The sequence below is a fragment of the Modestobacter sp. VKM Ac-2979 genome, from assembly GCF_026967995.1.
GTDB lineage: Bacteria > Actinomycetota > Actinomycetes > Mycobacteriales > Geodermatophilaceae > Modestobacter.
Genome location: NZ_JAPVBO010000002.1, coordinates 345317 through 370792, shown reverse-complemented (window position 1 = coordinate 370792; position 25476 = coordinate 345317). Strand labels below are relative to the sequence as shown.

The following is a 25476-nucleotide window of genomic DNA, read 5'->3' as shown; positions in this document are numbered from 1 at the left end:
CTCGACCCGTGGAAGCCGTGAGGTCATGACCACTCCTCAGCCCAGCACCCCGAGCAGGGACCGGGCCACGCCCGCCCGCCTCTCGGTGTCCGGCGTCTCGAAGCGCTTCGGTGCGGTCCGGGCCATCCGGCACGCCGACATGGCCGTCCAGCCGGGCACGGTGCACGCCCTGGTCGGGGAGAACGGCGCCGGCAAGTCCACCCTGATCAAGATCCTCTCGGGCGCCGAGACCGCCGACGCCGGGACGATCACCTTCGACGGCGCACCGGTGTCCATCACCTCGACCCACGACGCGATGGCCCTCGGGATCGCGACCGTCTACCAGGAACCACAGCTGTTCGCCGAGCTGACCGTGTCCGAGAACGTCTTCACCGGCCGCGAGCTCACCCGCGGCGGCCGGGTCGACTGGGCCGCCCAGAACGCCAAGGTCGTCGAGCTGCTCGACCTGCTCGGCCTCCCTGCCCGGTACGCCACCGCCACCGTCGGCGGGCTCTCCATCGCCGAGCAGCAGCAGGTCTCCATCGCCAAGGCGCTGGCCGGCGACGCCAAGGTGCTGATCCTCGACGAGCCGTCCGCCATCCTGACCGACCGCGAGGTCGAGGTCCTGTTCAGCGTGGTGCGCCGGCTGACCGCCGCCGGCGTCTCGATCATCTACATCTCGCACCGCCTCGACGAGCTGTTCGTCATCGCCGACGAGGTCACCGTCATGCGGGACGGGCAGACCATCGGCACCCACCCGATCGCCGACCTCGACGTCCGCCAGATCGTCGAGCTGATGGTCGGCGGCATCCTGGACGACGCCCGGCCCGACCGCACCGTGCCCCCGGGAGACCCGCGGCTGGAGCTGCGCGGCCTCGGGCTCACCGGGCACTTCCACGACGTCGACGTCAGCATCCGGCCCGGTGAGATCGTCGCCCTCTACGGCCTGATCGGCTCCGGGGTGGCCGAGATCGGCGCCACCGTCTACGGGATGGCCCAGGCGACCGCCGGCACGATCCTCGTGGACGGGGAGGAAGTGCGGCCCCGCTCACCACGGGAGGCCAAGGACCTCGGCATCGCCCTGCTCCCGGCCAACCGCAAGCAGCAGGGGCTGTTCAGCTTCCAGCCCATCTCGTTCAACATCTCCGCCGGCCACCTGCCGCTGCTGTCCAAGCTGCGGGTCTGGGTCGACCGGCGCCGCGAACGCGAGGTCGCCCGGTCGATGATCAGCCGGTTGTCGGTGAAGACCCCGCACGAGCGGCAGCCCGTCTCCGCCCTCTCCGGCGGCAACGCCCAGAAGGTCGTGCTGGCCCGTCAGCTGGTCGACCGACCCCGCGTCCTGGTCCTCGCCGAGCCCACCCAGGGCGTGGACGTGGGCGCCAAGGAGGAGATCCACCGCATCATCACCCAGCTCGCCGACGAGGGGACCGCCGTGCTGATCGTCACCTCCGACCTCGCCGAGGCGATCCGGATCGCCGATCGCCTGCAGGTCGTCCGAGCCGGCACCACGACGACCGAGTTCGGCCCGGGCGCCACCCAGGTCGACGTGCTGGCCGCCGCGGCCGGCGCCGAGGAAGACCAGGAGGTCACGGCGTGAGCAGCTCGACCCTCACCCCCGCCGGACGGCCGGACGGCGAACCGGCCGCTGCAGCGCCGGCGGACCGGGGCAGGCAGCGCCTCCTCCCGCCCCCGGTCACCGGGCAGGAGATGGTGCTGATCGTCGTCATCGCCCTGCTGTGGCTGGCCCTGAGCCTGGCCACCCCGGCGTTCTTCACCTCCGGTTCGATCGTCCCGCTGCTGGTCGGGATGACGCCGATCGCGCTGATCGGCGTGGGCATGACGATCGTGATCATCACCGGCGGCATCGACGTGTCGGTGGGCAGCATCGTGATGGTCTGCTCGGTGATCGTCGCCCAGACGATGGTCGGCAGCGGACTCCCGCTGCCGCTGGCCGTGCTGCTCGCGGTCGCCATCGGCGGCGTCCTCGGCCTGGTCAACGGCGTGCTGATCGCCTACGGCCGGGTGCACGCGATCATCATCACCTTCGGCACGCTGAACCTCTTCCGGTTCATCGGGCTGCAGGTGTTCGGCTCCTCGACCGTCGAGGGCATCCCCCGCACGCTGAACTTCTTCGGCCGTGGGGAGGCCGGGCGCACCCTGGGGATCCCGCACAGCTTCGTGATCATGCTGGTGATCGCCGCGCTGGCCTGGTGGTACCTGCGGCACACCGCCGGCGGGCGGCACTTCTACGCGATCGGCGGGGACTCCCAGGCCGCGCGGCTGGCCGGGATCTCGGTGCGCACCCGGGTGCTGATGGCCTACGTCGTCACCGGGCTGCTCGCCGGACTCGCCTCCTGCTTCGTGCTCGCCCAGGGCACCTCCAGCCTGGCGGCGAACGTCGGATCGGGTCTGGAGCTCGCCGTCATCGCCGCCGTCGTGATCGGCGGGACGTCGATCATCGGCGGCCGCGGCTCGGTGCTGGGCACCGTGCTCGGTGCGCTGCTGGTGCAGACGGTGGCCACCGGCGTCACCCAGCTGGGCTGGCGCTCTCAGCTGTCCGACCTCTTCGTCGGGCTCTTCATCCTCATCGCCGTCGGCGCCGACCTGATCCGCCAGCGCACCCGGAGGGCCTCGTGAGCACCCAGACCACGCCCGGAACAGAGCCCGCCGCGGACTCCGGCAGCACCGTCGCGGAGGTCGCCGGCCGCAAGGAGAGCCTGCCGGCCAAGGTGCTGCGCATCCTGCTCACCCAGCGGATCGCCCTGCTGGTGCTGCTGCTGGCCACCGTGCTGATCACCATGAGCCAGCTCAGCGCCAACAACTACCTGAGCGCGCCGTACAGCACCTCCTACCTGGCGGCGACGCTGATCAACGCCGTGCCCCTGGTGATGCTCGGGCTCGCCGAGCTGCTGGTGATCACCTCCGGCCGCGGCGGGATCGACCTCTCGGTCGGGGCGATCGTCTCGCTGACCGGCATGGTCTTCGGCTTCGCCTACGGCGAGTGGGGCTGGTCGCTGCCCGCGGCCCTGGTGCTCGCCGTCGTCTTCGGTGGGCTGTGCGGAGCGGTCAACGGCGGCCTGATCGCCTACCTCGGCTTCCCGGCCCTGATCACCACGCTGGCCACCTACTACGGCTTCAGCTCGCTGGCCCTCGTGGTCAACGACCAGCGACCGATCAACAGCCAGCCGGTCCAGGACCTGTACTCCACCGCCTCGGCGGTCTCCCTGCCCTTCCTGCCCGAGGCGTTCCCCCGCATCCCGCTGGGCGTGTTCACCTTCCTGATCCCGACCGCCCTCGTGGTGTGGCTGGTCCTGGCCCGCACCACCTACGGCCGGCGGCTGTACGCGATCGGCACCAACGACGTCGCCGCCGAGTGGACCGGCATCAACGTCGCCCGCACCCGGTTCACCGCCTACGTCGCCGCGGGGGCCATCTCCGGCCTGGTCGCGGTGGTCACCGTCGCGCAGTTCGCCTCCGCCCGCCCCGACTCCGGGGTGGCCGGCAACGGCATGGCGCTGCCGGCCATCACCATCGCCGTCCTCGGCGGGGTCGCCATCACCGGCGGCATCGGCCGGGTCGCCGGCGTGGTGCTGGCCACGCTGCTGATCGTCTGGCTGAACGCCGGGATCCTGCTGGCCGTCCCGGGCAACGCCGGCAGCCAGCTCCAGCTCTTCGCCCTGGGCGTCGTGCTCATCTTCGCCGCCCTGCTCAACGGCTTCTCGAACCGACGCTACGGAGGAACCTCATGACCGCCACCTGGGACCCGTCCCTGGTCAGCACCGAGCTCGTCCAGCTCACCCGGGCCCTGGGCGAGCCGGGCCGGGACCTGGCCATCCTCGCCGAGGGCAACACCTCGCAGCTGCTGGACGACGGCCGGGTGGTCGTCAAGGCCTCGGGGTCGGGCATGCGGGACGTCGACGCGGAGGACTTCGTCGTCGTCGACGTCGACCCGCTGGTCGCGCTGATCCGCGACCCGCGGAGCACCCAGGCCGACCTCACCGCGGCGCTGGACGCCGGCGAGCACGAGGGCCGGCGCCGGCGCGCCTCCATCGAGACGCTGGTGCACGTCGCCGCCCAGGCGTTCACCCCCACGCCGTTCGTCGGCCACACCCACCCGACCGCGGTGGTGGCCCTGCTGGCCAGCGTGCACGCGGCCACCGCGTACGACACCTACGTCTACTCCGACGAGGCGGTCGTGATCGGCCGGCCGTTGTTCGTGCCCTACGCCCAGCCGGGCGTCGAGCTCGGCCGGGTCTACCTGGAGGGCCTCACCCGGCACTGGGAGACCCACGGCGAGCTGCCGCAGCTGGTGCTGCTGGGCAACCACGGGATCGTGGTGAACGCCCCCAGCGCCGCCGGCGTGGAGGGCGTCTCGCAGATGGCCGTCAAGGGCGCCCAGGTGCGCTCGGCGGCCTACGCCATGGGCGGGGTGGTGCCGCTGCCGGCCGCGTCGGTGGAGACGTTCTTCGCCCGCGACGACATCGAGGAGCGGCGCCGGATCCTGGCCGGCGGCTCCCGATGACCCTCCCGCAGGACCTGCGGGCGGTCTTCCTGGACGTGGGCGGGCCCGTCTACGACGACGAGAACTTCGTCGTCGCCGTGCTGCAGGCGCTCGACGAGCTGCGGGCCGACCAGGGCCGCGGACCGGTGGACCGCAGCGTGTTCCGCGCCGTCTACGACCGGATCCGGGCCGAGCAGGGCGGCTCCCTGCGCCGCGCGCTGGCCACCGAGCTGCTGGGCGACCCGGAGCTGCGCGACGCCCTGCACGAGCGGACCCGGGCGCACTGGCACCACCCCGCGGGCACCCTGTACGCCGACGTGCTGCCGTTCCTGGCCCAGCTGCGCGGCCGGGTGACCGTCGGCGTGCTGGCCAACCAGGAGCGCGCCGTCGTCGACGCGCTCACCCGCGACGGGGTGGCCGACTCCGTGGACGTCTGGGGCGTCTCGGCCATCGTCGGACACGAGAAGCCCAGCCCCGAGCTGTTCACCTGGTGCCTGACGCAGGCCGGCGCCCGCCCGGAGCAGGCCGTGCACATCGGCAACCGGCTGGACACCGACGTCCGCCCCGCCGCGGCCCTGGGCCTGGGCACCGTCTGGGTGCTGCGCGGCGAGGCCCCCGACGAGCCGACCCCGGAGCAGCTGGCCGAGCCGGACCTCGCGGTCCGCAGCCTGGACGGCCTGGCAGCCCGGCTGCTGGCGGGCACGGCGGTCTGACCGTGGGCACCGACCCGACCGTCCTCGGCATCGACCTGGCCACCGCAGCGGTGCGGGTGGTCGCCGTGGACGCCGGCACCGGCCAGGTGCTGGCCACCGCCGACACCGCGCTGCCCGCGCCGGTCACCCCCCGGCCCGGCTGGGTGGAGCAGCGTCCCGAGCACGCCGCCGCCGCGCTGCGGTCGACGGCCGACGTGGTGTCTGCGCTGGGCCGCCGGGCCGCCGCCGTGTGCGCGCTGTCGGTCACCGGCACCTCCGGCACGGTGGTGGCCGCCGACGCCGCCGGACGGCCGGTCGGGCCGGCGCTGCTCTACTCCGACGACCGCGGCCGCGCGCTCACCGCTGCGCTGGCCGAGCGCACCGGCGCCCGTCTCGGCTCGGCCGGTACGGTCGGCCGGCTGCTGTGGCTCGCCGGCCAGCCGGAGACGGCGCCCGCCCCGGGCCGGCACTACCTGCACAGCGCCGACGTCGTGGTCGCCGCGCTGACCGGGCAGCTGGTCAGCGACACCTCCCACGCCCTCAAGGCCGGCATCGACCCCGCCGCCGCCCGCTGGCCGGAGCTGCTCGCGGACGGCGGCGTCCCGGCCGGCACGCTGCCTCCCCTGGTCCACCCGGGCGCGGTGATCGGCACCGTGCTGCCCGACGTCGCCGCCGGGCTGGGGCTGCCCCCCGGCGTGCTCGTGGTGGCCGGGATGACCGACGGCTGCACCGCGCAGGTCGCCGCCGGCGCCGTGCGCCCTGGCCAGACGATGGGCGTCCTCGGCACCACCCTGGTGCTCAAGGGCGTCAGCGACCACCGGATCGACGCCGGCCCGGTCTACTCGCACCTGGCCCCCGGCGGCCGCTGGTGGCCCGGCGGCGCCTCCAACTCCGGCGCCGGCGTCCTGACCGCCACCGGCGACCTGCCCGGTCTGGACGCCGCGGCCCTGGCCGACGGCCCGTCGCCGCTGGTCGCCTACCCGCTGCCCCCGCCGCCGCGCACCGGCGAGCGCTTCCCCTTCGCCGACCCCGACACGACCGGCTTCCTCGTCGACCCCCGGCGGCCGCCGGGACCTCCACCGTCGCCGGCGCAGCGCCACCGCGCGGAGCTGGACGGGGTGGCCTTCGTCGAGCGGCTGGGCCTGGACCGGCTCGCCGCGCTGGGCGTGCCCTCGACCGACCACCGGGTGGCCGGCGGCGGTAGCCGCTCCCTCCCGTGGCTGCAGGTCCGCGCCAGCACCCTGGCCCGCCCGGTGGCCCGGCCCCGCGACCCCAGCAGCGGCGTCGGCGCCGCGCTGCTGGCCGCGACCGGCTGGACCGCGACCACGCGGACCGAGGACCTCGGCGACCTGCTGGCCGAGGTCGTCGCCCGCGCCGTCCACCCCGACCTCGTCGTCGACCCCGACCCGGCCGAGGTGCCGCAGCTGGAGGAGGGCTACCAGCGGTTCCTGGCCGAGCTCCGCCGCCGCGCCCTCCTGCCCGCCGCCGGCGCGGCATGACCACCCCGGATCAGCACCAGCGGCAGCCCGGCTGCCAGAACGGAGACCCCGTCCCATGAGCGACACCGACCTGCCCGAGGGCGTCCGCGAGCTGCTCGAGCGGTCGCACCGCTACGGCAGCGACCCGACCGTGACCAACTACGGCGGCGGCAACACGTCGGTCAAGGTCACGGTCCCCAGCCCGGCCACCGGCAAGGACGTCGAGCTGGTCTACGTGAAGGGCTCCGGCGGCGACCTGGGCACCCTGCGCGCGGAAGGGCTCGCCGTCCTGCGGCGGGAGCCCTTCCTGGCCCTGGACGACGTCTACCGCGGCGTCGAGCACGAGGACGAGATGGTCGGCCTCTTCCCGCACGCCGCGTTCGGCACCGGCGGGGCGACCCCCTCGATCGACACCCCCATGCACGGCCTGGTGGACTGCCCGCACGTCGACCACCTGCACCCGGACTCGGTGACCGCGCTGGCCTGCGCGGCCGACGGTCCGGCCCTGGTGCAGGAGCTCTGGGGCGGCGCCGTGGCCTGGGTGCCGTGGAAGCGGCCCGGGTGGGAGCTCGGCCGGCAGGTGTCGCAGCTCGCCCAGGACCCGACCGTGATCGGCGCCGTGCTCGGCGGGCACGGGCTGACCAGCTGGGGCGCCACCTCGGCGGAGGCGCAGGAGCGGGCGCTGCGGATCATCGACGAGGCGGCCGAGTTCCTGGCCCGCCGGTCGGTACCCGAGCCGTTCGGTGCCGTGGTGCCCGACCGGGTGGCACTGCCGGAGGGGCAGCGGCGGGCCCGGGCGGCCGAGCTGTTCCCGTCGCTGCGCCGGATCGCCTCGGCGAGCAGCCGGCAGGTCGGGCACTTCACCGACTCCGACGTCGTCCTGGACTTCCTGTCCCGGGAGAAGCTGGCCGACCTGGTCGCGCTGGGCACCTCCTGCCCCGACCACTTCCTGCGCACCAAGATCCGGCCGATGGTGCTCGACGTCCCCGTCGACGCCCCGCTGGCCGACGTCGACGCGCGGCTGGCCGAGCTGCTGGCGGAGTACCAGGCGGAGTACAGCGCCTACTACCAGCGGCACGCACGCCCGGAGTCGCCCGCGATGCGCGGTTCTGCCCCCGCGATCGTGCTGGTGCCCGGCGTCGGCATGTTCTCCTTCGGCGCCGACCACCAGACCGCCCGGGTGGCCGGGGAGTACTACGTCAACGCGATCAACGTGATGCGCGGCGCCGAGGGCGTCTCCTCCTACGCACCGATCAGCGAGGCGGAGAAGTTCGCCGTCGAGTACTGGCAGCTGGAGGAGGACAAGCTCAAGCGCCGGCCGAAGCCGAAGGCACTGTCCGGCCGGGTCGCCCTGGTCACCGGCGGCGCGTCGGGCATCGGCCTGGCCACCGCCCGGCTGCTGCACGAGCACGGCGCCGACATCGTCATCGCCGACCTCGACCTGGCCCGCAGCGAGGAGGTGGCCACCGAGCTCGGTGGCCCGGACCGGGCCGTGGCGGTGCGGATGGACGTCTCCGACCCCGCTGCGGTCGCCGCCGCGGTGCAGGAGGCGGTGCTGCGGCTGGGCGGCATCGACATCGTGGTGAACAACGCCGGGTTCGTGAAGCCGGGCTCGCTGGAGGACACCACCCTCGACGACTGGGACGCCCAGTTCGCGGTGATGACCCGCGGCAGCTTCGTGGTCACCCAGGCCGCGGCCCGGGTGCTCCGCGGCCAGGGGCTGGGCGGCGACGTGATCAACATCTGCTCGAAGAACGCGGTCTTCGCCGGGCCGAACAACCTGGCGTACTCCTCGGCCAAGGCCGCGCAGGCCCACATGGTGCGGCTGCTGGCCACCGAACTGGGGGAGGACGGCATCCGGGTCAACGGCATCAACCCCGACGGCGTGGTCCGCGGCTCGGGGATCTTCGCCGGCGGCTGGGGCGCCTCCCGGGCGAAGACCTACGGCGTCGAGGAGGAGGACCTGGGCAAGTTCTACGCCCAGCGCACCGTGCTCAAGGAGGAGGTCCTCCCCGAGCACGTGGCCGGCGCCGTCCTCGCGCTGACCAACGGCACCCTCGCGGTGACGACCGGGCTGATCGTCCCGGTCGACTCCGGGGTCGCCGCGGCGTTCCTGCGCTGACCGTCAGGAGCCCGGCCTCCGGGCCGGGCTCCTGACCTGGCGAGGACGAGCTGACGCACCACCTGTCGCACGCCCCGGTCCCGGGGCACGAGGAAGGAGTCCCATGCCTGTCACCCACGGTGTCCACGCACTGGTCTGGACCGGGGGCTGGTCCCCGGAGGAGGCCCGCCGGGCCGTCGCCGCCAGCGCCGAGGCCGGGTACGACCTGATCGAGATCGCCCCGATCGACCCGACCGGGTACGACGCCGACCTGACCGCGCGGCTGCTGCAGGAGCACGGGCTGCAGGTGAGCGCCTCGCTGGGGCTCGGCGCGGACACCGACGTGTCCAGCGAGGACCCCGACACGGTGGCCCGTGGCCGGGAGCGGCTGGCCACCGCCCTCGGAGTGTTGCGGGACAGCGGCGGGACGACGTTGTGCGGGGTGCTCTACTCCAAGCTGGGCAAGTACGACGCGCCGGCGACCGAGCGCGGCCGGGCGAACTCCCAGGAGGCGATCGCCTGGCTGGCGGACAAGGCCGCCGCTTCGGGGATCACCCTCGCGCTGGAGTTCTGCAACCGGTACGAGACGAACGTCCTCAACACCACGCAGCAGACGCTGGAGTTCATCGCCGCCGTGGACCGGCCCAACGTCATGGCCCACCTCGACACGTACCACATGAACATCGAGGAGCACTCGTTCACCGAGGCGGTGCGGGCGGCCGCAGCGGCGGGGCGACTGGGCTACGTGCACGTCGGGGAGTCCCACCGCGGGGCCCTGGGCACCGGCTCGATCCCCTGGGCGGAGTTCTTCGGCGCCCTGGACGAGGTCGGTTACGACGGCATCGTGACGTTCGAGTCGTTCTCCTCCGAGGTCGTGCACCGGACGCTCTCCAACGACCTGGCGATCTGGCGCAACCTGTGGACCGACAACCACGCCCTGGCCCGGGACGCCCTGGCGTTCACCAAGGCCGGGCTGGCCGGGGCGGCGGCGCGGCGGGGCGCACCGGGGTGAGGCGCTGGCCGCCAGGAGCCCGGTAGCCGGGCCGGTCTCCTGGCGGGGCTCCTGGCCGCGTTCAGCGGGTGCGCCGGACCCGGTCCTCCGCGGCCTGCCACGCGGCCTCCTGGCACGGGGTGGGGTCGTGCCGGGCGACCTGCTGGGTGGCCCGCAGCAGCGTCCGGAGCGCGGCGAGCCCCCCGCTGAGCGCGCCCCCGGCGCGGGCCTGGACCAGCACGTTGCCCAGCGCCGCCGCCTCGACCGGGCCGGCCAGCACCGGCAGGCCGCAGGCGTCGGCGGTGAGCTGGCAGAGCAGCGTGTTGCGGGCGCCGCCGCCGACCAGGTGGACGACGTCCACCGACCGCCCGGACAGCTCGGCCGCCTGGCGGACCGTGCGCCGGTAGGCCAGCGCCAGGCTGTCCAGGATGCAGCGGACGGTGGCGGCCTGGCTCTGCGGCGGCGTCTGCCCGGTCTCCCGGCAGAGCTCCGCGATCCGGGCCGGCATGTCACCGGGCGGCAGGAAGCGGTCGTCGTCGCAGTCGACGACCGCGCCGAAGGCAGGCTCCCGGGCCGCGGCGTGCAGCAGTTCGGTGAGGTCGGCCGGCAGCCCGGCCGACTGCCAGGTGCGCAGCGACTCCTGCAGCAGCCACAGCCCCATCACGTTCCGCAGGTAACGGACCGTTCCGTCCACCCCGAGCTCGTTGGTGAACCCGGCCTCCCGGCTGGCCTCGGTGAGCACCGGGTCGGTCAGCTCCACGCCGACCAGCGACCAGGTGCCGCAGGAGACGTAGGCGAAGCGCTCGGACTCCGCCGGCAGCCCGACCACCGCGGAGGCGGTGTCGTGCGAGCCCACCGCCGTCACCGGCACCGGCCCGGTCAGCCCGGTCTCGGCGAGCACGTCACCGGTGAGCTCACCGAGCCGGTCCCCGGGGTGCCGCAACGGCGGGAACAGCTCGTGCGGGAGGCGGAGCCGGTCGATGAGGTCGGTCGACCACTGCCGGGTGGTGGCGTCCAGCAGCCCGGTGGTGGACGCGTTGGTGAGCTCGGCCCCGACGGCGCCGGTGAGCCAGTACGCCAGCAGGTCGGGGATCAGCAGCGCGTGCCGGGCCAGCCCGAAGCCGGCCAGCTGCCGCATCGCCGCGAGCTGGAAGACCGTGTTGAACGGCAGGTGCTGCAGGCCGTTGACCCGGTAGAGCTCGGCCGGGGACACCAGTTCGTGCACCCCGGGCACGGCGGTGGCGTGCCGGGCGTCCCGGTAGTGCACCGGGTTGCCGAGCAGCGCGCCGTCGCCGTCGAGCAGCCCGACGTCGACCGCCCAGCTGTCGATGCCGACGCCGTCCAGCGGCCCGACGTCCCGGCCGGCGTCCAGCAGGCCGTCGAGCACCCCGGCGTAGAGCGCCAGCACGTCCCAGTGCAGCGTGCCGGCGACCCGGACCGGCCGGTTGGCGAACCGGTTGACCTCGTGCAGCTCCAACCGCCCCGGGCCGACCCGCGCCGTCATCACCCGGCCACTGGAGGCCCCCAGGTCGACAGCGGCAAGCGTCAGCTCCCGACCCCCACCCCCCGCAGCGGCAGAAATGGCCATTTCTGTCGACTTCGTCAGCGGAGGAAGGCGGCGGCGACGCCGGAGTCGACCGGGACGTGCAGCCCGGTCGTCCGGGTGAGCTCGCCACCGGTCAGCGCGAAGACGGCGTCGGCGACGTGGTCGGGCAGCACCTCGCGCTTGAGCAGGGTGCGCTGGGCGTAGTACTTGCCCAGCTCCTCCTCCGGGACGCCGTAGACCGCGGCCCGCTTGGCGCCCCAGCCGCCGGCGAAGATCCCCGACCCGCGGACGACGCCGTCGGGGTTGATGCCGTTGACCCGGATCTGGTGCTCGCCGAGCTCGGCGGCCAGCAGCCGCACCTGGTGGGCCTGGTCGGCCTTGGTCGAGGAGTAGGCGATGTTGCTCGGGCCGGCGAAGACCGCGTTCTTGCTGGAGATGTAGACGACGTCGCCGCCCATGCCCTGCTCGATCATGATCCGGGCCGCCTCGCGGGAGACCAGGAACGAGCCCTTGGCCATCACGTCGTGCTGCAGGTCCCAGTCCTGCTCCGTGGTCTCCAGCAGCGGCTTGGAGATCGACAGCCCGGCGTTGTTGACCACCAGGTCGACCCCGCCGAAGGCCAGCACGGCCGCCCGGAACGCCGCGGCCACCGCCTCGGCGTCGCTGACGTCGGCCGCCACGCCCACCGCGACGTCGGCCGAGCCGATCTCCGCAGCGGCGTCGGTGGCCTTGGCCAGGTCCAGGTCGGCGACGACGACGCACGCACCCTCGGCGGCCAGCCGCTGGGCGATCGCCTTGCCGATCCCGCTCGCCGCGCCGGTGACCAGCGCGACCCGGGTGGCCAGCGGCTTGGGCTTCGGCATCCGGGCGAGCTTGGCCTCCTCCAGCGCCCAGTACTCGATCCGGAACTTCTCGCTCTCGTCGATCGGCGCGTAGGTGGAGACCGACTCGGCGCCGCGCATCACGTTGATCGCGTTGACGTAGAACTCACCGGCGACCCGGGCGGTCTGCTTGTTCGCACCGAAGCTGAACATGCCGACGCCGGGCACCAGCACGATCGCCGGGTCCGCGCCGCGCATGGCGGGGGAGTCCGGGCTCGCGTGCCGGGAGTAGTAGGCCGCGTAGTCGGCGCGGTAGGCCTCGTGCAGCTCCTTGAGCCGGGCGACGACGTCCTCGACCGGGGCGGACGCCGGCAGGTCGACCACCAGCGGGCGCACCTTGGTGCGCAGGAAGTGGTCGGGGCAGGAGGTGCCCAGCGCGGCCAACCGCGGGTGCTCGGCCGACGCCAGGAAGTCCAGCACGACGTCGGAGTCGGTGAGGTGCCCGACCTGTGGCTTGTCGGTCGAGGCCAGGCCGCGGACCACCGGGAAGAGGGCAGCCGCCTTCGCCCGGCGCTCGACCTCCGGCAGCGCCTCGTACCCGGGCAGCGGCGCACCGAAGGGCTGGGGGCGGCCGCGCTCGGCGAGGAACCGCTCCGCCGTCCGGATGATCTCCAGCGAGTTGGCCTCGCACTGCTCGCTGGTGTCGGCCCAGGCGGTGATGCCGTGGCCGCCCAGGACGGCGCCGATGGCCTGCGGGTTCTTCTCCGCGATCTCGGCGATGTCCAGGCCGAGCTGGAAGCCGGGACGGCGCCACGGCACCCAGGCCACGCGGTCGCCGAAGCACTCCCGGGTCAGCGCCTCGCCGTCGGCGGCGGTGGCCAGCGCGATGCCGGAGTCGGGGTGCAGGTGATCGACGTGGGCCGCGCGGACCAACCCGTGCATCGCGGTGTCGATGCTCGGCGCGGCTCCGCCGCGGCCGTGCAGGCAGTAGTCGAACGCGGCGACCATCTCGTCCTCGCGGTCGACGCCGGGGTAGACGTCGACCAGCGAGCGCAGCCGGTCCAGCCGGAGCACGGCCAGGCCGGGCTCCTTCAGCGTGCCCAGGTCGCCGCCGGAGCCCTTCACCCAGAGCAGCTCGACCGGCTGCCCGGTCACCGGGTCGGTCTCGGTGCCGGCGGCGGAGGTGTTGCCGCCGGCGTAGTTGGTGTTGCGCGGGTCCTCGCCCAGCCGGTTGGAGCGGGCGAGCAGGTCACTGACCACGGGGTTCGTCATCTCGTCGTCCTCCAGTTCTTCAGGCGCCCCAGGAGGCCTGCTGGCCTCCGACGCGCTCGGTGGCGATCCGCTCCTGGTGCCCGGAGGCGGTGTAGGCCCGGTAGGGGTCGGCGGGCAGGCCCTGGGACTCGCGCAGCTCGGCGAGCAGTGGGCGGACGTCGGTGTTGTAGGCGTCCATCAGCGCGCCGTTCGCGCCGAGCACGTCCCCGCTGCGCTGCGCCGTCCGCAGCGCCTCGCGGTCGACCAGCAGCGCCTTGGCGGTGGCCTCCTGGACGTTCATCACCGAGCGGATCTGGCCGGGGATCTTCGGCTCGATGTTGTGGCACTGGTCGAGCATGAAGTTGACGCCGGAGTCCGGGCGGAGCGCGTCGGCCCGGACGATCTCGTTCATGATCCGGAACAGCTGGAACGGGTCGGCCGCGCCCACGATCAGGTCGTCGTCCCCGTAGAAGCGGGAGTTGAAGTCGAAGGCACCGAGCCGGCCGACCCGCAGCAGCTGGGCGACGATGAACTCGATGTTGGTGTTCGGCGCGTGGTGGCCGGTGTCCAGCACGACCTTCGCCTGCTCGCCGAGGGCCAGGCAGTGCAGCAGCGAGGTGCCCCAGTCGGGGATGTCCATCGTGTAGAAGTACGGCTCGTAGAACTTGTACTCCAGGATCAGCCGGTGCTCGGGGTCCAGCTCGGCGTAGATCTGCTGCAGTGACTCCGCGAGCCGCTCCTGGCGGTCGGTGATGTCGTCCTGGCCCGGGTAGTTGGTGCCGTCGGGCAGCCAGATCTTCAGGTCGGTGGAGCCGGTGGCCCGCATGACGTCGATGCACTGCACGTGGTGGGCCACGGCCTTGGCCCGCACGGCCGGGTCGGCGTGGGTGAGCGACCCGAGCTTGTACTCGTCGGCCTGGAACAGGTTCGAGTTGATCGCGCCGATGGAGACGCCCTCGTCGGTGGCGTGCTGGGCGAGCTTCCCGAAGTCGTCGACCAGGTCCCACGGGATGTGCAGCGAGACCCGGGGGGCGGCGCCGGTGTGCCGGTGCACCTGGGCGGCGTCGCTGATCTTCTCGAACGGGTCACGCGGGACGCCGGGGGTGCTGAAGACCTTGAACCGGGTGCCGGCGTTGCCGAACGCCCAGGAGGGCAGCTCGATGGTCTGCTCGGCGAGGGCGGCGAGCGCCTGGGCGCGCAAGTCGGTGGTCACGGGGTCTCTCCGTTCGTCGTGGTGTGTTCCCCGGCGGCCCGCAGCTGGGCGTCGAGGTCGAAGACGAGGTCGAGCGAGGACTTGCCGCGGCCGTCCCCGGTCTCGAAGAAGGGGGCCATCTCGGTCTCCCAGCGGGCGCTGACCGCGGCGGCGTCCACGGCGGCCTGCGCGGCGTCGAGGTCGTCGGTCAGCACGGTGCCGACGAGCAGTCCGTCGTCGCGCAGGAAGAGCTGGTAATCACGCCAGCCGGCGTCGCGCAGCGCACGGAGCATCTCCGGCCAGACGGCGGCGTGCCGTTCGCGGTACTCGTCGAGCCGGTCGGGCCGGACCTGCAGGGTGAAGCAGACGCGGGGCACGACCCCTCCTCGCTGAAACGATTCACAAGGTGCTGTGAGCCACAGTAGGATGCTGCGTGCGAGCGGTCAACGGGCCGGCCGGGAACCGAGGGGGCAGCGCTGACCGCCAGCATCCGCGACGTCGCCGTCCACGCCGGGGTCTCGGTCGGCACGGTCAGCAACGTCCTCAACCGGCCCGACACCGTCAGCCCCGGGACCCGCGAGCGGGTGGTCACCGCCATCACCGCGCTGGGCTTCGTGCGCAACGAGTCGGCCCGGCACCTCCGCGCCGGCCGGAGCCGCACGATCGGGCTGGTGGTGCTGGACATCGCCAACCCGTTCTTCACCGACGTCGCCCGCGGGGTCGAGGAGGTGGCCAACGCGCAGGGGCTGTCGGTCATCCTGTGCAACTCCGACGGCCGGCCGGCCAAGGAGGCCGCCCACCTGGACGTGCTCACCGAGCAACGGGTGCGGGGCGTCGTCCTCACCCCCACCGCGGAGCTCTCCCCGCAGATCGAGACGCTGCGGCAACGAGGCGTCCCGGTCGTGCTGCTCGACCGCCGCGCACCCGGCCCCGACCAGTGCGCCGTGGCCGTCGACGACGTCCTCGGCGGCCGGCTGGCCGCCGACCACCTGCTCGAGCGCAGGCACCGCCGGATCGCCTTCATCGGCGGCCCCACGGGGCTGCCCCAGCTGCAGGAGCGCTACCAGGGGGTCGTCGCCGCCGTCCGCGAGGGCACCGGGTCCGACGACGCGCTCGCCGTGATCACCCCCGAGACGCTCACCGTCGCCGGTGGCCGCGAGGCCGCGTCCCGCATCATCGGACTGCCGGCCGGGCAGCGCCCCACCGCCGCCGTCTGCGCGAACGACCTGCTGGCGATGGGGGTGCTCCAGGAGATGGTGCGCCACCAGGTCCGGGTGCCCGACGACTTCGCCATCGTCGGCTACGACGACATCGACTACGCCGCGGCCGCCGCCGTCCCGTTGACCTCGGTCCGCAAGCCCCGCCAGGAACTCGGTCGCCGCGCGGCGGAGCTGCTGCTGGACGAGGCTGCAGCCGAGGGCCACCAGCACGACCAACCCGTCTTCGAGCCGATGCTCGTCGTCCGCGAGTCCAGTGCGGTCCGGCGACTCCGCCCGACCGTCGCGAGCTGAGAGGAGGAGCCGCCCGTGAAGGTCGCGCTCTTCGCCACCTGCCTGGTGGACACCCTGACCCCCTCGGTGGCCCGGGCCACCGCCACGCTGCTGCAGCGGCTCGGACACGAGGTCGTGGTCCCGCCGGGGCAGTCCTGCTGCGGACAGATGCACGTCAACACCGGGTACCGCCGGGAGGCGGTCCCGATCGTCGCCAACCACGTGCGGGCCTTCGCCGGGGCCGAGGCGATCGTGGCGCCGTCGGGGTCCTGCGTGGCCTCGATCCATCACCAGCAGGCCGCCGTCGCCCGCCGGGCCGGCGAGCACCGGCTGGCCGACGAGGCGGAGGAGCTGGCCGGGCGCACCTACGAGCTGTCGCAGTTCCTGGTCGACGTGCTGAGGGTGACCGACGTCGGCGCCTACTACCCGCACCGGGTCACCTACCACCCGACCTGCCACTCGTTGCGGCTGCTGAAGGTGGGCGACCGGCCCTACCAGCTGCTGCGGGCGGTGCGCGGGCTGGACCTGGTCGAGCTGCCCGGCGCCGAGCAGTGCTGCGGCTTCGGCGGCACGTTCGCGGTGAAGAACGCCGACACCTCGACCGCGATGCTCACCGACAAGATGGCCAACGTCCTCGGCACGCACGCCGAGGTCTGCACCGCGGGGGACGCCTCCTGCCTGATGCACATCGGCGGCGGCCTCTCCCGGCTCCGGGCCGGCACCCGCACGGTGCACCTGGCCGAGATCCTCGCCTCGACGGAGGAAGCCGTGACCCCCGACCAGCAGACCCGTCCAGCAGTCGCCCGCCCCACCACCCCGACGGTGTCGGCATGACCGCCACCGTGCCCCCGAAGGCGCCCACGTTCCTCGGCCTCCCGACCGCCCCCCGCGGCGTGGGCCACCTGCGCGGCGACCAGTCCTTCCCGGACGCCGCCCGGGGCGCGCTGCGCGACGGCCAGCTGCGGGCCAACCTCGGCCACGCCACCAGCACGATCCGCGGCAAGCGGGCCAAGGTGGTCGACGAGCTGCCCGACTGGGCGCAGCTGCGTGAGGCCGGCCGGGCGCTGAAGGCCGCGACCATGGCCCGGCTCGACGAGCACCTCGAGGAGCTGGAGCGCCAGGTCACCGCCCGCGGCGGCGTCGTCCACTGGGCCCGGGACGCGAACGAGGCCAACGAGATCGTCACCCGGCTGGTGCAGGCCACCGGGACGTCCGAGGTGGTCAAGGTCAAGTCGATGGCCACCCAGGAGATCGGCCTGAACGAGGCGCTGGAGGCCGCCGGGCTCGACGTCTTCGAGACCGACCTGGCCGAGCTGATCGTGCAGCTGGGGGAGGACAAGCCCTCGCACATCCTGGTGCCGGCGATCCACAAGAACCGCGCCGAGATCCGCGAGATCTTCGCCCGCACCATCCCCGGCGTCGACCCCGACCTCACCGACGACCCCCGTCAGCTGGCGATGGCCGCCCGCACCCACCTGCGCGAGCGGTTCCTGCGCGCCCGGGTGGCCGTCAGCGGCGCGAACTTCGCCGTCGCCGAGACCGGCACGCTCACCGTGGTGGAGAGCGAGGGCAACGGGCGGATGTGCCTGACCCTGCCGGAGACGCTGATCACCGTCATGGGCATCGAGAAGGTGGTGCCCACCTGGCGCGACCTCGAGGTCTTCCTGCAGCTGCTGCCGCGCTCCTCCACCGGCGAGCGGATGAACCCCTACACCTCGACCTGGGCCGGCGTGACCCCCGGCGACGGGCCGCAGGAGTTCCACCTGGTGCTGCTGGACAACGGCCGCACCGCGGTGCTCGCCGACGAGGTGGGCCGGGAGGCGCTGCACTGCATCCGCTGCTCGGCCTGCCTGAACGTCTGCCCGGTGTACGAGCGGGCCGGCGGGCACTCCTACGGCTCGGTCTACCCCGGGCCGATCGGCGCGGTGCTCTCGCCGATGCTGACCGGGGTGGAGGACAACGCCTCCCTGCCGTTCGCCTCCTCGCTCTGCGGCGCCTGCTACGACGTCTGCCCGGTGGCGATCGACATCCCCTCGATCCTGGTGCACCTGCGCGCCGAGCACGTCGAGGCCCAGGAACGGCCGACGGCGGAGGCGGTGGCCTTCCGCGGTCTGGCGAAGGTCATGTCGCACCCCCGGCTGTGGCACCTGGCCCAGCGGGCGTCCCGGCTGGGCCGGCTGATCGCCCGCGGGAAGCCCACGCTGCCCAACGCGCTGCCCCCGCCGGTCTCCGGCTGGACCCGCAGCCGCGACCTGCCCACCCCGCCGAAGGAGACGTTCGTGGAGTCCTGGGTCCGGGAGCACGGGTCGTGACCGGGCGACGTTCCACGTGCAACACGACGGGAGGACGACGGTGAGCGCCCGCGACGAGGTGCTGTCCCGGGTGCGCCAGGCCCTGGGCGCGGACCGGACGACGCCCGACGAGGTGGTCCGCGACTACCGGCAGGCCGACGGCCGCCCGGCCGGCGACCCGGAACTGCTGGAGCTGCTGGTCGACCGGGTGGAGGACTACCGGGCCACGGTGCTGCGCTGTTCCCCCGCCGAGGTGGGCGCCACCGTGCGGGCCGCCCTGGACCAGGGGCTGGGCACCGGGTGGGCGGCCGGCGACGTCGTCGTCGCCCCCGGGCTGGCCGAGGACTGGCGGCCGGCTGGCTGCGACGTCGACGACGACCGCCCCGCGGTGCAGCTCGCCGACCGGGCCGCCTCGGTCACCGCGGTGGCGGTGGCGATCGCCGAGACCGGCACCCTGGTGCTCGACGGCTCACCGGCCTGCGGGCGGCGGGCGCTGTCGCTGCTGCCGGACTGCCTGGTCTGCGTGGTGACCGCCGACCAGGTGGTGGGCAGCGTGCCCGAGGGGCTGGCCCGGCTGGACCCGCTGCGCCCGCTCACCATGGTCAGCGGCCCCTCGGCCACCAGCGACATCGAGCTGCAGCGGGTCGAGGGCGTGCACGGCCCGCGCACCCTGCTGGTCGTGCTGGCCGGCTGACGGCGTCAGCCGTTGCGGGTCGGGGGCTCCCCCTCCGCGCGGGCGGCCCGCGCCTGCGCCGGGTCGTAGGCGCAGGCGTCGCCGACCTCGGCGGCCGGATCCGGCTCCGCCGGCGCGGCACTGGTCGCACCGGCCGACGACGTGGGGGACGGCGCAGCCCCGTCCTCCGTCGCGTCCTCCTCGGCCGGGGTGCTCTCGGCCGGGGTGCTCGGGGCCGGCGAGGTGTCCGCGGCCGGGGTGTCCGACGAGTTGCCCAGCGCCTGCTGCACCAGCGCGCGGATCCGGTCGTAGTCCGGGTAGGCCGGGTCGATCACCGTGTCGTCGAAGACGACGCTGCGGATCTCGGCGTCCTTCACCTTGAACGCCAGGTCGACGAGGTCGTCCAACCGGGACTGCGGCACGTCGGTGGACACGATGTCCTGCGTGGTCGCGGCCAGCTGCTGGAACCGGCTGAGCAGGGTCATCGGGTCGGCGGCCTCGACGATCTCGCTGATCACGCACCGCTGGCGGTCCATCCGCTGGTAGTCGGTGAGACCGAACCGGCCACGGGCGAAGTCGAGTGCGCGCTCGCCGTCCATGTGCTGGTCCGGGCCCGGCTCGATGTAGTCGTCGGGCAGGATCTCGAGCGTGGGCTCGCCCCCGATCGGCACGTAGTAGTTCACGTTCACGTCGATGCCGCCGAGCGCGTCGACCAGCCGGCTGAAGCCGTCCAGGTTGACCAGCACGTAGTAGTCGATCTGCAGGCCGAGCGCCTCGCCCACGCCGAGCTTCAGGAAGTCGGCGCCCGGGTCGTCGGTGGGGCCCAGGACGTCGGGGTACCAGGCCGGGCCGTTGCGGTAGACGGCGTTGAGCAGGCTCTCGCTCTCGCTGCCGGCGTCGAACCCGTCGGGGTACACCTCGCCCAGCGGGCTGTCCTCGGGGAAGGGCAGTTCCTGCAGGTTGCGGGGCAGGCTGAACAGCGTGGTCTCGCCGGTGTCGGTCTGCACGTTGGCGACGATCACCGTGTCGGTGCGGACCCCGTCGCGACCCTCGCCGCCGTCCCCGCCCAGCAGCAGGAAGTTGACCTCCTCCCGGTCGCCGAACGGGTCGGCCCCGTCGGGCGAGTCGGTGACGGTGGCGCTGTCCCGGTCGGCGAACACGCTGTCGAGCAGCTCGGCCTGGGCGTTGGCGATGCGGACCGCCCACACGGCGGGGACGACCACCGCCGCACAGAGGGCCAGCACGACGACCGCACCGACCACGTGCTGCCAGCCCCGGGTGCGGCGCGGCAACAACAGGGCGTAACCGATCAGGAGGACGAGCAGCCACGCCACCGCGAGGGCGATGATGCCGCCGACCACCCACCGCAGGGCCGCGGAGTCGACGGCCACCTGGATCACGTCGCGCAGGCCCGTGGTGGCCAGGTAGGCCACTGCGCCGAGCAGCACCATGAAGACGACGACGACCACCGCACCGAGGCGTCGCCGTCCGGTGGCCAGGAAGGCGGAACCGGGCACCAGGGCACCGACCACGGTGAGCAGCAGGGCCGGCCCGAAGCCGCGGACGGTGTGCCGGCCGCGCCGTCGGCCCTGCTGGGTCGCTGAGTCGTCGCTCACGCGGCAGCCCCACGCGTCCCGGATCCGGTCATCTGGCCATGATCGCACCGTTTCGGCCACCCATCACGGGGCTGCGGGACGGTCTCACCCCCCGGGAGAGCGAGGTCGTGAGGCCGGTCACACCCGGATGTCTGGCCTGGGCGTCCTCGGGTACGGGAGGGTCAGGTGTGATCGCGATCGGCTGCGCCGCCGTCACCGTCCCGCAGGTCACCCCACCGCAGGTACCAGACCGAGGAGGTCGATCGTGTCCCACACGTCGCGCGAGGCAGCACTGCTCACCGAGCTCGAGCCGGTGGTCGAGGAGAACCTGAACCGGCACATCGGACTGGCCCAGGAATGGCACCCGCACGACTACGTCCCGTGGTCGGAGGGTCGGGACTTCGCCTTCCTCGGCGGCGAGGACTGGTCGCCGGAGCAGTCCCGGCTGGACGAGACCGCCAAGGCGGCCATGTTCACCAACCTGCTCACCGAGGACAACCTCCCCAGCTACCACCGGGAGATCGCCACCCGCTTCGGCCGGGACGGCGCCTGGGGCACCTGGGTCGGCCGCTGGACGGCGGAGGAGAACCGGCACGGCATCGCGCTGCGCGACTACCTCGTCGTCACCCGCGGGGTCGACCCCGTCGAGCTCGAGCGGGCCCGGATGGACTACATGACCTCCGGCTACGACTCCGGGGACAAGACCCCACTGGAGGCGGTCGCCTACGTCTCCTTCCAGGAGCTGGCCACCCGGGTGAGCCACCGCAACACCGGCAAGGCCACCGGCGACCCGATCGCCGACAAGCTGCTCGCCCGGATCGCCAAGGACGAGAACCTGCACATGGTCTTCTACCGGAACATCGTCTCCGCGGCGTTCGAGATCGAGCCGGACAAGACCATGCGGGCGGTCGCCGACGAGGTCATGCGCTTCGAGATGCCCGGCGCCACGATGGCCGGCTTCCGGAAGAACTCCGTGCTCATCGCCAAGGCCGGCATCTACGACCTGCGGCTGCACCACGACGAGGTCATCCAGCCCGTGCTGCGCGCGTGGAAGGTGTTCGAGCGCACCAACCTGGGCCCCGAGGGCGAGCAGGCCCGCGAGGAGCTGGCCCAGTTCCTGGCCGGACTGGACGCCCAGGCCACCAAGTTCGTGGAGAGCCGGGACCGGATGCGCACCCGCATGCAGGCCCGCCAGGACACCGCGCTCACCCCCCTGCCCCAGGCCTGAGGGAGGAGCACGCTCGCCTAGGCTCGGCGTCCGTGCGCCTGGCCACCTGGAACGTCAACTCCATCCGCAGCCGAGTCGACCGGGTGGAGGCCTGGCTGCAGCGCAGTGACGTCGACGTCCTGGCGCTGCAGGAGACCAAGTGCAAGGACGAGCAGTTCCCGGAGGACCGGTTCCGGGCGCTGGGCTACGACGTCGCGCACGTCGGCCACTCGCAGTGGAACGGTGTCGCCCTGCTGTCCCGGGTCGGGCTCAGCGACGTCGAGGTCGGCTTCCCGGGGATGCCCTCGTGGTCGTCGAAGGAGGGCGTCGAGCCCGCCCAGGAGGCCCGGGCGCTCGGCGCCACGTGCGGCGGCGTGCGGGTGTGGAGTCTGTACGTGCCGAACGGCCGCACGCTCACCGACCCGCACCTGCAGTACAAGCTCGAGTGGCTGGAGGCGCTGCGGGTGCACGCCGGCGGGTGGCTCACCGAGGACGCCGAGGCGCAGGTCGCGCTGGTCGGCGACTGGAACATCGCCCCGCAGGACGACGACGTCTGGGACATCTCGGTGTTCAGCCACTCCACGCACGTCTCCGAGCCCGAGCGGACCGCCTTCCGGGGTGTGGTCGAGGCCGGGTTCACCGACGTCGTCCGGCCGTACACCCCGGGGCCGGGCGTCTACACCTACTGGGACTACACCCAGCTGCGCTTCCCCCGCCGCGAGGGCATGCGGATCGACTTCGTACTCGGCTCACCGGCGCTGGCCCAGCGGGTGACCGGCGCCCGGATCGACCGCGAGGAGCGCAAGGGCAAGGGCGCCAGCGACCACGCCCCGGTCGTCGTCGACCTGGCCGACTGACCCACCCCACTCGCGGTGCCGGCGGCACGGGTCCGACGTGGTGCAGCCCCGCCGACGTCGCCGGGACGGTTCCGCGGAACCGTCCCGCGCGACCGACCCGGCGTTCCCGTCAGTGGTCCCCGATACGTTCGAACACATGATCGATGCGTTGGTCTCTGCCCTGCCGCTGTCCGTCGTCGCCCCCGCCGCCACCGGGTCGGTCCAGCCGGCCCAGCCGGTCGAGCCGTTCGGGTCCGTCGGGTCCGTCGAGTCGGTGGAGCCGATCGACGCGCTCGGTGACCGGATCTGCGCCGGTGCGGTGCAGCTGGCGGCCGCGACGGCGTCCTGGCTGCGACTGGTCGCCGAGTTCGACGAGCGGGAGGGCTGGGGAGGCGTCGGCATCACCTCGTGCGCGCACTGGCTGGCCTGGAAGTGCTCGTTGACGCCGGGGACGGCCCGGCAGCACGTCCGGGTGGCGCGGGCACTACGGGGACTGCCCCTCACCAGCGCCGCCTTCTCCGCAGGTGAGCTCTCCTACTCGAAGGTGCGCGCGCTGACCCGGGTCGCCGAGCCGGGCACCGAGGCGGAGCTCGTCGAGTTCGCCCGGCACGCCACCGCATCCCAGGTCGAGCGCACCGTGCGGGCCTGGCGCCGGGCCGACGACGTCGACGCGGGCCGGGTCGCCGACCGGCGACGGTTCTCCTGGTGGATCGAGGACGACGGGATGGTCTCGCTGCAGGTGCGGATGGAAGCCGAGCAGGGCGCCGAGTTCCTCGCCGCGATCGAGTCGCTCGCCGAACGGGACGCCCGCCGGGAACGGGCCGCCCGTCGCCGCGATCAGGCTGCCCTCGCAGGGGCTCCACAACGGGCCGGGGACGGGGAGACCACGCCCACCGACGTCCCTGCCGTGGGAGGACGTGCCGGCGATCCCCCGGTCGAGGACGAGGTGGAGCCGCTGGCGGTGACCACCGAGCGCCGCTGCCGGGCGATGACCCAGCTGGCCGCGGCGGCTGCCGACGCCGACCGCCGCGCTGGGGACCCGCCCCGTCGCGAGGTGGTCGTCGTCGTGGACGCCGCGGTGCTCGCCGACGACGAGGCCGCCGGGCGGGCCGCGTTGGAGGGCGGCCCGGCCCTCACGCCGGCGCAGGCCCGGCGGCTGGCCTGCGACGCGGCCGTCACCGCGATCGTCACCGACGGCCCCGAGGTGCTGGCCCAGGGCCGGTCGCGGCGATACGCCACCCGCGCCCAGCGCCGGGCACTGCTGCTCCGCGACGGCGGCTGTGCGCGACCCGGCTGCGAGGAGACGAGGCCGGAACGTCTGCACGCCCACCACCTGCGGCACTGGCTGCACGGCGGCCGCACCGACGTCTCCAACCTCGTCCTGCTCTGCGACGTCGACCACGGGCTGGTCCACGACCACGACCTGGTGCTCAGCCGGCGCGGCGGCCGACTGATCGCCGTGGCCCCGGACGGCGGGCGGCCGTGGTCCGACGCCGGGGAGCGGTTCCGCGGGACCGCCGCCGACGGGCTGACACCGCTGCTCCCGTCCCCGCACCTGCTGCCCGCGGCCCTCCCCTCCGACGGCGAACGGATGGACCTGCAGCACGTCGTCTGGGCGCTGATGGCACATCGCGACCTCGTCCGGCGACGCGCCGCCTGACCGGAAGGACGGCCGTCCGGGAGCCGTTGCACCAGGCGATGCCCACCGCGCGCACCGCTCCCGTCAGCCCCCCGCTCCCGGCCGTTCGACCCGTCACGGCTCCCATGCCGACCCGGCTCTGGACGCCGTCCCGGGTCCTCGTCACCCGTTCCGCGGCCCAGCGCCCGTACGGGCTGCGGGTGCTGGCCCAGCTGGAGGCCGCCGGGGTCAGCGACATCGAACTGCTGCGCGGCGACCGGCTGCCCGCCCTGCGCGGCGACGGCGACCGGGCGGCGTTCATGGCGGCCAAGCAGACGTTGGCGTTGGTGGTGCCGCCACCCTCGCTGCGCCGGCTGCAGCCGATCGCCCCCTCGGCCGACTGGCGCTTCGACCTCGCGCAGGGCTGCCCGGCGCACTGCCAGTACTGCTACCTCGCTGGCTCGCTGTCCGGGCCGCCGATCACCCGGGTGTACGCCGATCTCGACGAGGCACTGGCGAGCCTGGACGGCTACGTCGGGCACGGCACCGTCACCTCCGGGTCCGCCGCCCGCGCCAGCGAGGGGACGACGTTCGAGGCCTCCTGCTACACCGACCCGCTCGCGCTGGAGCACCTGACCAGCGGGCTGGCCACGGCGATCAGGCACTTCGGCACCCGCGACTGGGCCGGGCCGGTGCAGCTGCGGGCCACCACCAAGTTCGACGACGTCGCCGGCCTGCTCGACCTGCCGCACGGCGGCCGGACCCGGCTGCGCTTCTCGGTGAACGCCGGATCGGTGGCCCGCCGCTTCGAGGGTGCGACCTCGCCCGTCGCCGGCCGCATCGCCGCCCTGGGCGCGGTGGCCGCCGCCGGGTACCCGGTCGGGCTGACCATCGCGCCGATCATGCCCACCGACGGCTGGCGCGAGGAGTACGGCCAGCTGCTGGCCGACGTCGCCGCGGCGCTCCCCACCGGCACCGACCTCACCGTCGAGTGCATCACCCACCGGTTCACGCCGGGCAGCAAGGCGACGCTGACCGACTGGTACCCGCGGACCAAGCTGGAGATGGACGAGGCCGCGCGGACCACCAAGCGCGGCAAGTACGGGGCCGTGAAGCACGTCTACCCGCGCGACACCATGGGCGAGCTGCGCAGCTGGTTCACCGGCGCGATCGCCGACCGGCTGCCCGCCGCCCAGTTGCTCTACTGGACCTAG

General features: G+C 73.7%; 21 protein-coding genes. 16 read left to right on the top strand and 5 right to left on the bottom strand.

Annotation, left to right across the window (positions count from 1 at the left end; genetic code table 11):
- The first annotated feature begins 25 nt into the window (after positions 1-25).
- From O2W15_RS06265 to O2W15_RS06230, 8 genes are all read left to right on the top strand, one after another.
- Complete coding sequence (locus O2W15_RS06265) at positions 26-1576, top strand: sugar ABC transporter ATP-binding protein (protein WP_269162404.1); 1551 nt, start codon at positions 26-28, stop codon at positions 1574-1576.
- Positions 1573-2616, top strand: coding sequence for an ABC transporter permease (locus O2W15_RS06260; RefSeq protein WP_269162403.1), 1044 nt, complete (start codon positions 1573-1575; stop codon positions 2614-2616). Before O2W15_RS06265 ends, O2W15_RS06260 begins: the two co-directional genes overlap by 4 nt.
- Complete coding sequence (locus O2W15_RS06255) at positions 2613-3728, top strand: ABC transporter permease (protein WP_269162402.1); 1116 nt, start codon at positions 2613-2615, stop codon at positions 3726-3728. The genes O2W15_RS06260 and O2W15_RS06255 overlap by 4 nt, the downstream gene beginning before the upstream one ends.
- On the top strand, positions 3725-4501 hold the full coding sequence (locus tag O2W15_RS06250) for a class II aldolase/adducin family protein (protein ID WP_269178781.1): 777 nt from the start codon (positions 3725-3727) through the stop codon (positions 4499-4501). Before O2W15_RS06255 ends, O2W15_RS06250 begins: the two co-directional genes overlap by 4 nt.
- Complete coding sequence (locus tag O2W15_RS06245; RefSeq protein ID WP_269178780.1) at positions 4498-5193, top strand: HAD family hydrolase; 696 nt, start codon at positions 4498-4500, stop codon at positions 5191-5193. Before O2W15_RS06250 ends, O2W15_RS06245 begins: the two co-directional genes overlap by 4 nt.
- A 2-nt stretch (positions 5194-5195) precedes the next feature.
- The gene (locus O2W15_RS06240; RefSeq protein ID WP_269178779.1) at positions 5196-6671 is read left to right on the top strand and encodes an FGGY-family carbohydrate kinase; all 1476 of its coding nucleotides are present in this window, start codon (positions 5196-5198) and stop codon (positions 6669-6671) included.
- 55 nt (positions 6672-6726) lie between these two features.
- Positions 6727-8772 carry a bifunctional rhamnulose-1-phosphate aldolase/short-chain dehydrogenase gene (gene rhaD / locus O2W15_RS06235; protein ID WP_269178778.1) on the top strand — a complete coding sequence of 682 codons (2046 nt, stop codon included), beginning with the start codon at positions 6727-6729 and terminating at the stop codon, positions 8770-8772.
- A gap of 103 nt (positions 8773-8875) precedes the next feature.
- The gene (locus O2W15_RS06230) at positions 8876-9763 is read left to right on the top strand and encodes a sugar phosphate isomerase/epimerase family protein (RefSeq protein ID WP_269162397.1); all 888 of its coding nucleotides are present in this window, start codon (positions 8876-8878) and stop codon (positions 9761-9763) included.
- A gap of 61 nt (positions 9764-9824) precedes the next feature.
- On the opposite strand, the gene O2W15_RS06225 is transcribed toward O2W15_RS06230, so the two are convergent.
- The 4 genes from O2W15_RS06225 to O2W15_RS06210 all read right to left on the bottom strand — a co-directional run bounded on the left by O2W15_RS06225 (position 9825) and on the right by O2W15_RS06210 (position 14929).
- Positions 9825-11246 (bottom strand): rhamnulokinase, encoded by a 1422-nt coding sequence (locus tag O2W15_RS06225; RefSeq protein WP_269178777.1) that lies wholly within the window; start codon positions 11244-11246, stop codon positions 9825-9827.
- 98 nt (positions 11247-11344) lie between these two features.
- Entirely contained in the window at positions 11345-13381 is a 2037-nt protein-coding gene (locus O2W15_RS06220; protein ID WP_269178776.1) for a bifunctional aldolase/short-chain dehydrogenase, read from the bottom strand.
- 19 nt (positions 13382-13400) lie between these two features.
- Entirely contained in the window at positions 13401-14573 is a 1173-nt protein-coding gene (gene rhaI / locus O2W15_RS06215) for an L-rhamnose isomerase (RefSeq protein WP_269178775.1), read from the bottom strand.
- Positions 14570-14929 (bottom strand): L-rhamnose mutarotase, encoded by a 360-nt coding sequence (locus O2W15_RS06210; RefSeq protein ID WP_269178774.1) that lies wholly within the window; start codon positions 14927-14929, stop codon positions 14570-14572. The genes rhaI and O2W15_RS06210 overlap by 4 nt, the downstream gene beginning before the upstream one ends.
- Before the next feature lie 99 nt (positions 14930-15028).
- On the opposite strand from O2W15_RS06210, the gene O2W15_RS06205 reads away from it, so the two are divergent.
- The 4 genes from O2W15_RS06205 to O2W15_RS06190 are packed head-to-tail and all read left to right on the top strand — an operon-like array spanning position 15029 to position 19027.
- Complete coding sequence (locus tag O2W15_RS06205) at positions 15029-16063, top strand: LacI family DNA-binding transcriptional regulator (protein ID WP_269179136.1); 1035 nt, start codon at positions 15029-15031, stop codon at positions 16061-16063.
- A gap of 15 nt (positions 16064-16078) precedes the next feature.
- The gene (locus tag O2W15_RS06200; protein WP_269178773.1) at positions 16079-16876 is read left to right on the top strand and encodes a (Fe-S)-binding protein; all 798 of its coding nucleotides are present in this window, start codon (positions 16079-16081) and stop codon (positions 16874-16876) included.
- Positions 16873-18354, top strand: coding sequence for a LutB/LldF family L-lactate oxidation iron-sulfur protein (locus O2W15_RS06195; protein WP_269162391.1), 1482 nt, complete (start codon positions 16873-16875; stop codon positions 18352-18354). The genes O2W15_RS06200 and O2W15_RS06195 overlap by 4 nt, the downstream gene beginning before the upstream one ends.
- 40 nt (positions 18355-18394) lie before the next feature.
- Positions 18395-19027 (top strand): LutC/YkgG family protein, encoded by a 633-nt coding sequence (locus O2W15_RS06190; RefSeq protein WP_269178772.1) that lies wholly within the window; start codon positions 18395-18397, stop codon positions 19025-19027.
- Between the two features lie 5 nt (positions 19028-19032).
- Here O2W15_RS06190 and O2W15_RS06185 read toward each other — a convergent pair whose 3' ends face one another.
- Complete coding sequence (locus O2W15_RS06185; RefSeq protein ID WP_269178771.1) at positions 19033-20622, bottom strand: LCP family protein; 1590 nt, start codon at positions 20620-20622, stop codon at positions 19033-19035.
- A 244-nt stretch (positions 20623-20866) separates the two neighbouring features.
- Between O2W15_RS06185 and O2W15_RS06180 the strand changes: the two genes are divergently transcribed.
- The 4 genes from O2W15_RS06180 to O2W15_RS06165 all read left to right on the top strand — a co-directional run bounded on the left by O2W15_RS06180 (position 20867) and on the right by O2W15_RS06165 (position 25476).
- Entirely contained in the window at positions 20867-21829 is a 963-nt protein-coding gene (locus O2W15_RS06180) for an acyl-ACP desaturase (protein WP_269162388.1), read from the top strand.
- Positions 21830-21861: 32 nt separating this feature from the next.
- Positions 21862-22665, top strand: a complete 804-nt coding sequence (locus O2W15_RS06175) for an exodeoxyribonuclease III (protein ID WP_269162387.1) — start codon at positions 21862-21864, stop codon at positions 22663-22665.
- Positions 22666-22801: 136 nt separating this feature from the next.
- On the top strand, positions 22802-24304 hold the full coding sequence (locus O2W15_RS06170; protein ID WP_269178770.1) for an HNH endonuclease signature motif containing protein: 1503 nt from the start codon (positions 22802-22804) through the stop codon (positions 24302-24304).
- 104 nt (positions 24305-24408) lie between these two features.
- Positions 24409-25476 carry an SPL family radical SAM protein gene (locus tag O2W15_RS06165; RefSeq protein WP_269178769.1) on the top strand — a complete coding sequence of 356 codons (1068 nt, stop codon included), beginning with the start codon at positions 24409-24411 and terminating at the stop codon, positions 25474-25476.